A 12,791-nucleotide genomic window follows, 5' to 3' on the forward strand; every position below is an offset into this window, starting at 1 on the left:
GCGTCGTTCATTTCGACTCCCCCAGCGTTGGGGAAGCCTCATTCGTCACACCCCTGTCCGATTCACCGACGACGCCCAGCTGGCGGGCGAGGCGTTTCAGGCCCCGGTGGGCGGCAGTGCGCACCGCTCCCGGGCGCTTGCCGAGGACGCGTGCGGCGGCGGGACCGTCCAGGCCGACGACGACCCGCAGGAGCACGGCCTCGGCCTGGTCTCGCGGCAGCCCGCGGACCAGTTCCAGCGCCCGCTCGGTGGACAGGGACTCCAGGGCCTCTTCATGGGTGCTGTGCCGACTGGGCAGGTCCAGTACGTCCTGTTCGGTCCCTCCTGCCCGGGGCCGTACGCGCTGGCGGCGCAGATGGTCCAGCGCCCGGTGCCGGGCGATGGTCGAGGTCCAGCCGCGGAACCCGGCCCCGTCCCCCTTGAAACGGCCGAGGTCACGGGCGATCTCCAGCCAGGCGTCGGAGGCCACGTCCTCCGCGTCGTCGCCGACCAGGCCGCGCAGATAGCCGAGCAGGCCCGGCTGCACGATCCGGTACGCGACCGCGAAGGCGGCCTCGTCGCCGTCCTGGGCCTGCGCGACCGCCGCGCCCAGTTCCCCGTCGTACGCCTGTACGCGTCGGGGTTGCCGTACCTGGCCCAAGGCTGTCCTCGTTCGTACCGGGTTCATGGCGAGTGCGTGCCGTCCGCCGTGCTCCGGTCGCATCGACGGCCCCATGGTGATCAGCGTCTGTCCTCACAGAAGTGTCACAACGCCTGGGCGCCCCTTCACGTCGTCGCCGGCGCCGCATCCCCGGACGGACCTTGCCGCGGCCGCCGATCCCGGGGTCCGGGTGTGCCCGCCGTCGCGTCGCGGCACAGCAGCCGCAGTGAGCCGTGTCCGGCGAAGCGGCGGCGGGCCTCGTCGATGGGATCCCACAGCCGTCCCTCGGCCGTGCGGATCCAGTGGTGGCCGTCCGCCTCCCACCACTCTGCGCCCGTTTGGCGGACGATGACCTCACCCGTATACGCCCCGAAGCCGCGCAGCACGCTCTCCACGGCGGCGTACGGTGTGTCCTCCCGCTGCAGGTCGTCGATCATCCGGTCGACGCGCCACAGGCTGGATGCCGAGTAGTCGAGGCGCAGCCGTGCCCCCTCCCGCATCGTCGCCACCGTGTCCGCCGCCCACCGCACGGGCCTGGCCGCCGCATGGGGTCTCGTTTCCTGATCTGTCGTCACATACGAAGAGAGCGAGGTCGGCGGTCGATCTGTTACGCGGTTCCGGGGGACCCGGCAACCGGCGCGGTGCCGCCCCACCCCCGCGCGCACGACGGTCGAGGTGTCTTCCCCCGAACGGGGTCCGTCGGGTCGCGTAATGCTTCGGCGTCCCCGTGCGCTCCCTCTGGCATGAGTACGTACCTCCGTCTGCGAGCGGTGCCGCCCCCCGCGTTGCGCAACAGTACGACCTGGCTCGAACGGCTCTTCGAGGATGACTCGGAGACCGTCCGACGCCGGGTCGGCCGGCACCGTGAAGAGGAGCTGGACAAGCGTTATCTGGACCAGGAACGCATCTACGCCGGCGCTTCCCCGCGTCGTGCCGAAGACCGGCCACAGACCCAGGTGGTGCTCGGTGGCCGGCCGGTGTTCCGCGCCGACCGGCACAAGCCGCCGTTCCTGGTGCTGACGGCGGCCCAGGCCCGCCGGGTGGCCAGGTTCCTGGCGATGGCCGACTTCGACGCGCTGTGGGATTTCGCCCGCGCCGAACTGCTGCCGCGCTACGGCGGCGTGACCGCGGAGCGCGAGACGTGGTACGCGTTCGCGGTGGCGCACCAGGAGTTGAGGGCGTTCTACGCACAGACGGCCGAGTGCGGGGACGCGGTGGTGAAGTGGCTGCCGACCTGAGGCGCGCGTAGGGCGCGGGTCAGGAATCTGCGGCCGACAGAGGCGCCGCGTGTCCGCCTCGTTGAGGGCGAACGGCACGCTTGCTCCCCGCCGGCCGTTCTCCCGCACGCGGGCCCCAGGCAAGCCATCGTCATGGTTGCTCACCCTTCGTCCGGCTCGTTCCTTGCGGTCGAGCAGGTACGTACGGCGAGGCCGAGGTGTAACACTTCCGGCCGAGTGCGCTCTTTCCATGCGGACGACCGCGTCGGTCGGCCAGGACAGGGGGCACGACTCGTGCAGCGGACGGACGAAAGCCGCGGGGCGTACGGCGAGGATCCGTACGGCGATGCCGGGCACGCGTATGCCTACGGCTACGAGTACGGCGGCAGCGTCGGCACGGACACGGGCACGATGTCCTGGGACTCGGTGGAACTCGCGCAGTGGACGCACTCGGAGTACAGCACCCATGCGACGGGGACGGACCCCCACGCCACCGGAACACATCCCTACGTGGCCGGACCGTACCCCGCCACGACGGCGTGGGACTCTCCCCACGGTGACGTCCTCACCGTGCCGCCCCCGGAGTTCGACACCGGCGCCCCCGTACCGGAACCGGAGACGCCGGCGAACGAGTCGGTGCGGCCCGTCTTCGTCGACTCCTCGGGGCGACGCCGGCGCCGCGTGCTCCGCGCCGCCCGGCTGCTGGTGATCCCCGCCGGCGGCTACGTCGCCCTGCTGATCAGCACGATGCTGGGCGGACCCGGCATCAGTTCTCCGTTCGTCCCGCAGCCGGACTCCACGCACCCGACCACGCCCCGCGCGACCGCGCCCGACGCCCCGCCCGGCACGGGCCGCTCCGCAGGGACCGCGAGTCCCACCGCAGGGCAGCGGAACTCCGGCCCCGCGGTGCAGAAGACCCCCGGTCCCACCGACCGGTCGGCCGCCTCCACCGCTCCCGCGGCCACGTCCGGGCCCACCGCAGCGCCCACCAGGATCACGTCCCCGACCTCGACCGCCGCTCCCGCCCCCATCTCCACCCTCACCCGCAAGGGTCGTGCCAACGGCTCGTCCCACCATCCCGTGAAGTGATCCAAGGCCTTGATGTGACCGATCGCCGACGCCGCAACGCTCCTGCTCGCCGCCGCAACCGCACCTGCCGGATCACGCCCCGAACCCACTGGCTGCTGCTGAGCGTGCGCGTTCCGCCCGGACGGAGAACGCCCCGGCCCGCTGTGGAGCCTGCCGCTGATGACCTCCGGCAGCCGGCACTGTACGACGGCCTCCCGCAGCCCTCCCCCTACCCCGGTTTCCGGCAGCCCGGACCGTCCAAGACACCGCAGTTGTACTGAGAGGACAGTGATCAGAGCCCATGAGCGGACACAGGCGCCGACCGCCGCAGCGCTCCGTCGGCGGCACGCGTGCCGAAGGTGACCGCGCCACGGGCCACCGGGCCGCACATCGTGACCAGGCCCCCCGACCGGACATGCCACGCCGTGCCCGGAGAAGGGCGCCACAGAAGAAAGGCTGGATCGACTACCCGCGCCGAGGCAGGACGGGCCCGCGCCGCTGGCTGCCGTCGGTGCGCCACCTGCTGGCGCTCTTCCTGTTCTTCTTCGGCGGCACGGCAGCGGCCGTCGGCTATGCCTACGCCACGGTCACCATCCCCGACCCCAATCCCACGACACTGCTGCAGAACAACGTCTACTACTGGTCGGACGGCACGGTCCTGGCGACCGACGGCAGCGTCAACCGGCAGAACGTGTCGCTCTCACAGGTACCCGCCGACGTGCGGTGGGACTTCATCGCCGCGGAGAACGCCTCCTTCTACACCGACCCGGGCATCGACCCGAAGGGAATCCTCCGCGCCGTCGTCCACATGGCCGCGGGCGGCTCCGTCCAGTCCGGCTCGACGATCACCCAGCAGTTCGTCAAGAACACCTACCTGGACCAGTCGCAGACGGTCTCACGCAAGTTCAAGGAACTGCTGATCTCCACCAAGATCGGCGCCGGGATGACCAAGGAGCAGATCCTCCAGGGGTATCTGAACACCTGCTTCTTCGGTCGTCAGGCCAACGGCATCCAGGCCGCGGCGCGTATGTACTACGGCCTCCCGGTGGAGAGGCTCGACGCGAGCCAGGGAGCCTTCCTCGCCGCGGCGGTCAACGAGCCGAGCCTCTTCCAGTACGCGGACTCCGATCCCGCGGCCAGGGCAAAGGCGGAAGCACGCTGGTCCTGGGTGCTCGACCGGATGGTGAAGACCGGCAAGCTGACACCCGGGCAGCGGGCACGGTACGCGGCCGCCGGTTTCCCCACACCCAGGAAGTGGACCCGCGGTTCAGGGCTCACGGGCGAGACCGGCTACCTGGTCCAACTCGCCAGGTCGTATGCCGAGACACACGACCCGACCATCACCGACAGCGGCCTGAGCAGGGGCGGCTACCAGATCCACACCACCTTCGACAGGAAGAAGACGGCGGAACTGACGAGGGCTGTCGCCACGGTGCGGGGGCAACGCCTCGACCCCGCCCACCGGCCGGTCGACCGGGACGTCCAGGTCGGAGCCGCCTCGGTGGAACCCACGACCGGCAGGATCCTCGCCGTCTACGGCGGCCCCGGCTTCGACCACGCCCACTACTCGGACAACGCCGACACCTCCGGCGTCCCGGTGGGATCGACCTTCAAGCCCATCGTCCTCGCCGCCGCACTCCAGCACGGAGCGGTACTGCAGCCCGGCAAGTCACCGGAGCCGATCACCCCGGCCGGCAGGTTCAACGGTGACGACGGCATCAAGATCAAGGACCAGCAGGGCAACGACGTCGCCGATCCCAAGGACCCCACCGGGCTCCTCCACCAGCACAACGACACCCCCCAGCGCTGGGGCTACATCTCTCTGCGCAAGGCCATGGAGCAGTCGGTCAACACGCCGTACGTGCAACTGGGAGAGGACGTCGGCTACGGGAACGTGGCGAGGACGGCACAAACTCTCGGCCTGCGCCCGGGCAGCCTCGCCGCCCCCAGCGCCGGCTTCTACATCGGCACCTCCACACCGAGCGCCATTCGCATGGCAGGCGTGTACGCGACTTTTGCCGCCGACGGGATGCAGGCCACCCCGTACTCGGTGACGAAGGTCACCCACAACGGCTCGGCACTGGCCGGCTTCTCCGCCCCCGCCCCCGTGCGGGCCCTGCCGGCGGCGGTCGCCGGCAACGTGACCGACGTGCTCCGGGGCGTCATCGCCCGGGGCACCGGCACCAAGGCCCAGGCTCTCGGCAGGACCGCGGCGGGCAAGACCGGAACCACCGACGACTACCGTTCCGCCTGGTTCATCGGCTACACCCCGCAACTCGCCACCTCTGTCGTCCTCTTCCGAGAGGACTCGAACCACCCACAGCTGCAGTCCCTGGCAGGCGTCGGTGGCCTCCAGAAGGTGTTCGGCGGCGACATCCCCACCGAGATCTGGACCCAGTACATGCGCGACGCCCTCGCCGGCCTGCCCGACGCCCCTTTCCCCGCGCCCGCCCCCCTCGGCCGCGGCACCGACGAGCCCGGCGCTCCCACGCCCTCCCCGTCCGCGGCCCCCACCAAGCGGGGCGGCAAGACCGGCAAGACCGGCAAGAGGACGACCACCACTGCCGCCCCCACACCGGGCGCCCCAGCAACCGGTTCCAAGTGCCACCGCCACAAGTGCCGTTGACCGCGACAACACCGGCCACGGCAGGAGGCATCAGCCGATCGCCCGCGCTTCCGGCGCCGGACAGCCAAGGGGATGGCCAACGTCCACGCATGACACATCGCCATCGCAGTGATCTGCATCACCGAGGTCTGTCGCCCCGTGATGTTCGTCGGACGCGGCGCGCTGTAGAGGGCGGGCGCCTGTGTGACAGGTGTGCCTCGTGTGACTTTTTTCTGTGGCCTTTCCGGGCCTTCTAGGGGTGGATACGTGGTGGGTCGTCGTACGTCGCATGTGTACAGACCGCTGAGCATGAAACGACGGGCGTGGCTGACGCTCGGTGCGGTGGTCCTCGGAGGTGGGGGCGTGGTGACCTACGCCGTCGCCAGCCCGTCCTCCGATCCCGGCGCGGCCGGCCGGGCCAAGCGGCCGGCGAAGGTGTACGACCTCGCACTGAAAGGCGGCACAGGCGACAAGCGGGAGCTGCCGCGCACGGACACCGAGCAGTTCTCGATGCTCGGCGTCTCCTGGACGGGGGCGGCCAAGCGGCTCGACGGCACGGCGCAGGTACGCACCCGCAGCCTCGACACCGGCCAGTGGAGCGCCTGGCAGGACCTCGAACTGAACGTCGACCCGCTGGAGAACCCCGGCGTCGGAGTGCGCGGAGCGTCCGAGCCGTTGTGGGTCGGCCCGTCCGACGGCATGCAGGTGCAGGTCATCCGCAAGAACGGCACCAGCAGCTCCGCTCTGCCCAAGGGCCTTGAGGTCAACCTGGTCGACCCGGGGGTGGTGACCGACGCCGAGACCAAGGCCGGCGGTACCGCGGCCGAGCCCGCCGCGTTCGTCGCCGATGAGAGTCCCGGCGCCACGGCATCCGCGCCCACCGACTCCGCCGCGCCCAGCGACGGCACCACCGCCGCGCCGACGGACGGCCAGACCACCACGTCCCCGGCTGCGACGGACACCACGCCGGCGGCCACCGACTCCGTCCCGCCCTCCGCGTCGGCGTCCCCCACGGACTCCGTCCCGCCCTCCGACTCGGCGTCCCCCACGGACTCCGTGTCGCCGTCGCCGAGCACGTCCTCCAGCGCGCCGCCCTCGGCGCCGCCGTCCACCGTGCCCGAACCGCCGATCGTCTCGCGCGCCGACTGGGGCGCCGACGAGTCGATCAGCCCCGAGGCGCCGGAGTACAACGCGGACGTGAAGGCGATCTTCGTCCACCACACCGACGGGGCCAACGACTACTCCTGCGCCGACTCTCCGTCGATCATCCGGAGCATCTACGCGTACCACGTCCAGGTCAGCGGCTGGAAGGACATCGGCTACAACTTCCTCGTCGACAAATGCGGCACCATCTTCGAGGGCCGCAAGGGCGGCGTGGACCTTCCGGTGTTCGGCGCACACACCTACGGCTGGAACCGGGAGGCCGCGGGCGTCGCGGTGCTCGGTGACTACACCACCACCAGCGCCACCAACGCCACGCTGGCATCAGTCGCCCGCCTGGCGGCCTGGAAGCTCGGCCAGTACGGCGCCGATCCCGCCGGAACCACCCAGCTCACCGCGGGCGCGAGCCAGCACAACTACTTCAGCACCGACTTCACCGCGGGCAGCAAGTACACCTTCCAGCGGATCTCCGGCCACCGGGACGGCTACAACACAGAGTGCCCCGGCGGCCTGCTCTACGACCAGCTGCCGACCATCCGCACCTGGGCATCCGGCCCGGTGCAGGGCCTGAAGGTCAGTTCGGTCGACGGCGCGGGCCTTTCGGGCTCGACGTACTACACCAAGGGCGGCATCACCGTCCGTTGGACGGCCACCACACCGGCGTCGTTGATCTCCAAGTTCGAGTTGCTGGTCGACGGCAAGAGCGTCGCCACCACCTCCGGTACCGCCACCTCCGTCGGCGCCACCCTGGCCCTGGGCAGCCACACCGTCGCCGTGCGGGCCGTGCACCAGTCCGGCAAGACCGCGACCAGTGCCGCGCTGACGGTCGTCGCGGAGACGACCGCACCGACCTTCACCACCAACCCGAAGCTTTCCCTGCGCTCCGGCACCGTCAGCACCAGCGCCATCCCGGTCACGCTCGGCTGGAAGGCCACCGACGACAAGGCCCTGCGCGAGGTGAAGCTGCTGTCCCCCACCACCGCCACCTTCGGCCCGACCACCACCACCTCCAACCGCACCGCCAAGTCCGGCGCCGCCACCGTCTGGTCGATGCGGGCCTACGACTACGCCGGTAACTACCGCACGTCGTCCCCCTCGTACACCCCGGTGATCCTGCAGGAGACCGCCGCCACGAAGTCCGGCAGCTGGACCACCCGCTCCTCCACCAGCTACCTCGGCGGCCAGTCCTACTCCAGCGGTTCCAAGGGCGCCAGCCTCACCTGGACCTTCACCGGCCGCTCCGCCGCCTGGGTGGTCTCCCGCGCCGCCAGCTCCGGCCAGGCGTACATCTACGTCGACGGCACCAAGATCTCCACCGTCGACCTGAAGTCCTCCACCACCCTGTACCGGCAGGCGATCTGGACCAAGACCTGGTCCAGCAGCGCCAAGCACACCATCAAGATCGTCGTGGTCGGCACCAGCGGCCGTCCCACCGTCACCACCGACAGCCTCGTCTACATCAAGTAGCCCCAGCCCCGCGAAGACGCAGCGCGCCACGCTGACCGGCGCATGCGGTCTCCCAGCACGAAATCGGCCTTCACGATCCGGCATACGCGGTCGTGAAGGCCGACTTCACGGTGAGGACCGAACAACGCCGTGGGCGGCACGGGCGGACGGACGAGCCTGCCACTGAGGCAGTCCACCCCGTGCGTCGAGGGCCGGCCCGCTGCAGTTCATTGGCCTGATCACTGCGACGCGAGGACCCGGAAACCCTTCGGCGGGACGTGGAAGGACTCAGTCAGAGGTGATGTTGACCGTGACCGAGCCATAGGCATAGGCGTGCCGCGCGTCCGTCGAAGACAGGTCCGGGACGCGGTCGGCCGCGAGACGGATACCGGAGCCGCCGCGTGATCATCGTCATCGCCGACACGTCCGGTCTCCTGGCGCCCTCACTCCGCCCACCGGAGCACGTGGCGGCGAACGAGGCGATCACGGCTGCGGGGCTCCGGGTCATGTCGCCACTCCTGCCTGCCGAACTCGATCACGTCGCCATGCGCGAGCTCGGCCGGAGAGGCCGCCCTCAGTGCGGTCGGCGACATCCGGCGCGGTGACCGCGGCACTGGTCGCCGACTACGACACCGACGCGATCCTCACCCGCGATCGACGCGACTTCCGCGCCGTACGACCACTGCTCCGCGGCTGACGAAAACGCCATTCGACCTTGGGGCACGCTCTGGGCACGAGGAGCGAAGACCGGTGGACGTAGGACGGGCACGCAGGAGCATCGCGCTTGACCGGAATCGGGCGGACGGCCTCGGAAGAGCCTTCGCGTGAGCGCAGAGCCTGCCGTGAATCCCGGTGTCACTTACCTGCTTCGGGCCCCTACCACTGGAGCGCCTGTCCGGTCACGGCGGCGATGCACCCGAAGTCGCGGGGCGGATGCGGCGATCGCCGTCGGACCCGAGCGTCCGCTTCAGGGCCCGGATGGCGACAGCGGGAGGCGGGCGACGATGCCGGCGCCGTACGGGTGGGGTTCGACGCGGAGAGTGCCCTGGTGCTGATGGGCGATGTCGCGGGCGATGGCCAGCCCGAGGCCGGCTCCGCCCAGGTCCCGGCTGCGGGCGTCGTCCAGGCGGGTGAAGCGCTCGAAGATCCGCTCACGGTCGGCATCGGGAATGCCGGGTCCGTCGTCGGTCACCTCCAGTACGGCCAGGCCGGCGTCCGGGTCGGCGGTCAGCACCAGTTCGATGCGGCGATCGGCATGCCGTTGGGCGTTGTCGAGGAGGTTGGTGAGGAGTCTGACCAGCCAGCCGCGGTTGCCCTCTACGGTGAGGCCGGGTTGCAGCCTTGTGTCGATGGGGAGCCGGTCGCCGTGACGCGCGGCAACGGTCGTACGGCAGAGTTCGGCCATGTCCAGAGGGATGCGGCTGACCGGCTCGGCCGCATCCAGACGGGCGAGGAGCAGCAGGTCGGAGGCGAGGTCCTGGAGCCGGACGGTGTCCTCCAGGGCGTCACTGACCAGGTCAGGCCACAGGGCCGGGTCCGGATGGGCGAGGGCGACCTCCAACTGGGTGCGCAGGACGGTGATGGGGCTGCGCAGTTCGTGCGAGGCGTCGGCGATGAACCGGCGCTGGCGGACGACGGCGTCCTCCAGGCGGTCGAGGGTGGCGTTCATGGTGCGGGCGAGGCGGGCGACTTCGTCCTGGGCGGCCGGTACCGGGACGCGGCGGTGCAGAGCGCGTCCGGTGATCTCGGCGACCTCGGAGCGGATGGCTTCCACCGGACGCAGGGCCCGGCCGGTCACCCACCAGGTGACCAGGGCGACCGTGGCCAGCAGCAGCGGTGTGCCGATGCCCAGCGCGACCTTGGTGATCTCGTCGGCCGCGTCCGCGTCCCGCAGCGACGTGCCCGCGTACACGGTGACAGCGCCGCCGGGGGTCTGGGCGGTGACGGCGACGATCCGCTGGCGGTGCCCTTCGCCGAATGGTTCGCCGGACCAGGTGGCGCGCAGCCTGCCCTCATGGGGGCGCAGGTCGGCGACGGCCGGACGGCCGACGAGGTTCTGGCTGGCGGCCACCACGCGCCCACTGCTGTCGACGACCTGGATGAAGTCGGCGCCGTGGGTGAGAGGCAGCAGGTCGGGCAGCTTGCCCTCGGCGGCCAGCTGACCGACAGTGTCCGCCTGCGCGGTGGCTGCGTCGTTGGCATTGCGCTGGAGGTCGGCGTGCAGCATGGCGAACAGCGCGAAGGAGGCTGCGGTCAGTGCGAGGGCGACGACCGCGGTCGCCCCGAGCGTCGCCCGGGCCCGCACCGATCCCGGCCACGGATGTCGTACGAGCCTCACGGCGGCGAAGCGCAGGCGCCGGATCGCTGCCGGTATCTCGCCGGCGCTGGGGACGAGTCGTCTAGCCACCGTCGGCCGCCAGCCGGTATCCGGCGCCGCGGATGGTCTCCAGGGCGCAGCGCCCGAAGGCGGTGTCGATCTTGCGGCGCACGGCGCTGACGTGGACCTCGACGAGATTGGGGTCCGCCTCGAAGGCCGAGTCCCAGACGTGTTCGAGGATCTCGCGCTTGGACACCACCTCGCCGGACCGGCGGGCCAGGTACTCCAGAATGGCGAACTCCCGTGCGGTGAGCCGGACTTCGGTGCCGCCACGGACGCATGTGTGGCGGGCCGGATCGATCGCCAGGTCACCGAGCCGGATGGTCGGAGGGACCCGGTGGCCGGTACGACGGTGGAGCGCGCGGAGCCGGGCGACCAGGACGACGTAGGAGAACGGCTTGGACAGGAAGTCGTCGGCACCGGTGTCCAGCGCCTCGGCCTCGTCGTACTCCCCGTCCTTGGCAGTGAGCATCAGGATCGGTGTGACGCTCCCGGCCGAGCGCAGCCTGGCGCAGACCCGGTAGCCGTTGAGGCCGGGCAGCATGATGTCGAGCACGACCACGTCGTAGCTGTGCTCCAGGGCGAGCCACAGTCCCTGGTTCCCGTCGTGGGCGACATCGACGGTGAACCCCTCGGCCCTGAGCCCTCGCTGCAGAGCGGCGGCCAGCCGCTTCTCGTCCTCGACCACCAGTACGCGCACGGCATACAGCCTCGCACGCCAGGCTGAAGGTGCCTGAAGACGCCTTCAGCCACCTTCAGCCTGGCTTCAGCAACGGCATTCCAAGCTGATCGCAGCCGCCGGCACCGGGCCGGTCGAGGCGATCAGGAGCCCGAGCATGTCCCAACCCGAACCGCCGCAGCAGCCCGAGTCGACGCCGGACTCACCGGTCGCGCTGCCGAAGTCGGCCAAGTCGGCCAAGACCTTCCGGGCGCGCCTCCCCCGGGTGAGCCGTCGCCGTGGGACCGTCCTCGGCGCCGCGGTTCTCCTGGCGGCCGCGGCCGCGGCCGGCGCCGCTGTGGTCGTCCACCACGACCACGGTGAAAAGGGCGACCACGGCCGGTTTGCGGCAGAGCACAGGCGGGCGGACGGCCGCGACGACCGGCAGGGCGCATACGGGCAGGCACGAGGCGGTCGCGGCGGCCAGAACGACGAATCCAGGCTCGGCGGCAACAGCCAGGGCACCCAGAACAGCCAGAGCGATCAGGACGGTCAGAGCGCTGCAGGGACCCTCGCGCCCGCGCCGCTTCCGGCAGTTTCGGCCGCGGCGGCGATCGAGGCGGCCGGCAAGGCGGTTTCCGATGGCAAGACGGAGGCGCTGCGCGTGGTCGCCGAGCAGGGTGGCGGAAGCGCGTGGGAGGTCGAGGTGCTGGGCACCGACGGCGTCCTGCACCTGGTCACCATCGACGGTGCCACCGGCACGGTGACCGGCAACACCGTCGCGCCGGCCACCTCGGACACGACGAACTGACGGCCCAGGCCCCCGAGCCGAGGGTGCGGCGCGGCCCACCCTCGGCTCGGGGGTGCACCGCCTCGGCGCCGTGAGCCCGCAGCGGCATGGTCCGACCCAGCCCGCCCCAGCGGTTCACAGCTACCTCGTCCGGAAGGAAACCCATGAAGTCGCCGCTCGCGTCGAAGCCGGAGACGGCGCGCGAAACACGGTGTGGCACACGGGTCACGCCACGTACGGTGCGGATGGCGACCGACCAGAACGACGCATGGTGGATCCCGGTCGTTCCCGGTCCCACCACCGCCTTCGCCCGTTTCGTCCTGTGTGGCGGCGGTGTCGGGGTCGCGTCCAGTGCCGCTGTATCACTGTGCGCCGCTCTGATGCCCTGGATGGTGGCGAACGCGCTGATAACCGCCACCTCCACCGTCCTCTGTACGGAGCTCCACGCGCGCTTCACCTTCGGGGCCGGGCAGCGTGCCGGATGGCGCCGGCACTGGCAGTCCGCGGGGTCGGCCGCTGCCGCCTACGCGGTGACCTGCGCCGCGATGGCCGTTCTGCACACGGTGCGGCCGTCGCCGGGGATCTTTTCCGAGCAGGCCGTCTACCTCAGCGCCGCCGGGCTTGCCGGAACCGGACGTTTCCTGGTGCTGCGGCTGTTCGTCTTCGCCGATTCCTCCCATGACGGGACCCGGATAGCGGCGCCGGATCAAGGACGTCGTACCGGCCGGATCGCACCCCTGCCCCACAACGACACCGCGGGCGCGCTCTTCGACCAACTGACGGCCCGCGAGAAGGACGTCCCTCACCCCCATCGCCGACGACCCGACCT

The 12,791-nt window shown here is 71.0% G+C and carries 9 protein-coding genes and 2 pseudogenes; 7 read left to right on the forward strand and 4 right to left on the reverse strand.

All coding sequences use genetic code 11. From position 1 onward, the window contains the following. Nucleotides 1-7: 7 nt before the first annotated feature. Together KVT44_RS30380 and KVT44_RS30385 are read right to left on the reverse strand one after the other, a co-directional pair. Nucleotides 8-640 carry an RNA polymerase sigma factor gene (locus tag KVT44_RS30380; protein ID WP_217570152.1) on the reverse strand — a complete coding sequence of 211 codons (633 nt, stop codon included), beginning with the start codon at nucleotides 638-640 and terminating at the stop codon, nucleotides 8-10. Nucleotides 641-765: 125 nt separating this feature from the next. Beyond that, a complete protein-coding gene (locus tag KVT44_RS30385) occupies nucleotides 766-1,215 on the reverse strand; it encodes a hypothetical protein (protein ID WP_217570081.1) in 450 nt (149 codons plus the stop codon). 168 nt (nucleotides 1,216-1,383) lie between these two features. Here KVT44_RS30385 and KVT44_RS30390 point away from each other — a divergent pair, with 168 nt between their 5' ends. The 5 genes and pseudogenes from KVT44_RS30390 to KVT44_RS60640 all read left to right on the forward strand — a co-directional run bounded on the left by KVT44_RS30390 (nucleotide 1,384) and on the right by KVT44_RS60640 (nucleotide 8,834). Continuing rightward, on the forward strand, nucleotides 1,384-1,878 hold the full coding sequence (locus KVT44_RS30390; protein ID WP_190174865.1) for a DUF1877 family protein: 495 nt from the start codon (nucleotides 1,384-1,386) through the stop codon (nucleotides 1,876-1,878). A 273-nt stretch (nucleotides 1,879-2,151) separates the two neighbouring features. Then, entirely contained in the window at nucleotides 2,152-2,946 is a 795-nt protein-coding gene (locus tag KVT44_RS30395) for a hypothetical protein (protein WP_217570083.1), read from the forward strand. A gap of 490 nt (nucleotides 2,947-3,436) precedes the next feature. Continuing rightward, nucleotides 3,437-5,551: a transglycosylase domain-containing protein gene (locus KVT44_RS30400; protein WP_217570085.1), complete on the forward strand. Its 2,115-nt coding sequence runs from the start codon at nucleotides 3,437-3,439 to the stop codon at nucleotides 5,549-5,551. 288 nt (nucleotides 5,552-5,839) lie between these two features. Beyond that, complete coding sequence (locus KVT44_RS30405) at nucleotides 5,840-8,158, forward strand: peptidoglycan recognition protein (protein WP_217570087.1); 2,319 nt, start codon at nucleotides 5,840-5,842, stop codon at nucleotides 8,156-8,158. A 380-nt stretch (nucleotides 8,159-8,538) separates the two neighbouring features. After that, a pseudogene (locus KVT44_RS60640) lies at nucleotides 8,539-8,834 on the forward strand (hypothetical protein). Between the two features lie 270 nt (nucleotides 8,835-9,104). Here the strand turns inward: KVT44_RS60640 and KVT44_RS30415 are convergent. After that, nucleotides 9,105-10,544 (reverse strand): ATP-binding protein, encoded by a 1,440-nt coding sequence (locus tag KVT44_RS30415; RefSeq protein ID WP_308314154.1) that lies wholly within the window; start codon nucleotides 10,542-10,544, stop codon nucleotides 9,105-9,107. Then, nucleotides 10,537-11,214 (reverse strand): response regulator transcription factor, encoded by a 678-nt coding sequence (locus tag KVT44_RS30420; RefSeq protein WP_190174861.1) that lies wholly within the window; start codon nucleotides 11,212-11,214, stop codon nucleotides 10,537-10,539. Before KVT44_RS30420 ends, KVT44_RS30415 begins: the two co-directional genes overlap by 8 nt. A gap of 136 nt (nucleotides 11,215-11,350) precedes the next feature. On the opposite strand from KVT44_RS30420, the gene KVT44_RS30425 reads away from it, so the two are divergent. Together KVT44_RS30425 and KVT44_RS30430 are read left to right on the forward strand one after the other, a co-directional pair. Next, nucleotides 11,351-11,983 carry a PepSY domain-containing protein gene (locus tag KVT44_RS30425; RefSeq protein WP_217570089.1) on the forward strand — a complete coding sequence of 211 codons (633 nt, stop codon included), beginning with the start codon at nucleotides 11,351-11,353 and terminating at the stop codon, nucleotides 11,981-11,983. A gap of 224 nt (nucleotides 11,984-12,207) precedes the next feature. After that, nucleotides 12,208-12,630: pseudogene (locus tag KVT44_RS30430) on the forward strand (GtrA family protein); the annotation flags it as partial. Between the last annotated feature and the right edge of the window lie 161 nt (nucleotides 12,631-12,791).

The sequence above is a fragment of the Streptomyces sp. GbtcB7 genome, assembly GCF_019091445.1.
GTDB lineage: Bacteria > Actinomycetota > Actinomycetes > Streptomycetales > Streptomycetaceae > Streptomyces > Streptomyces mirabilis.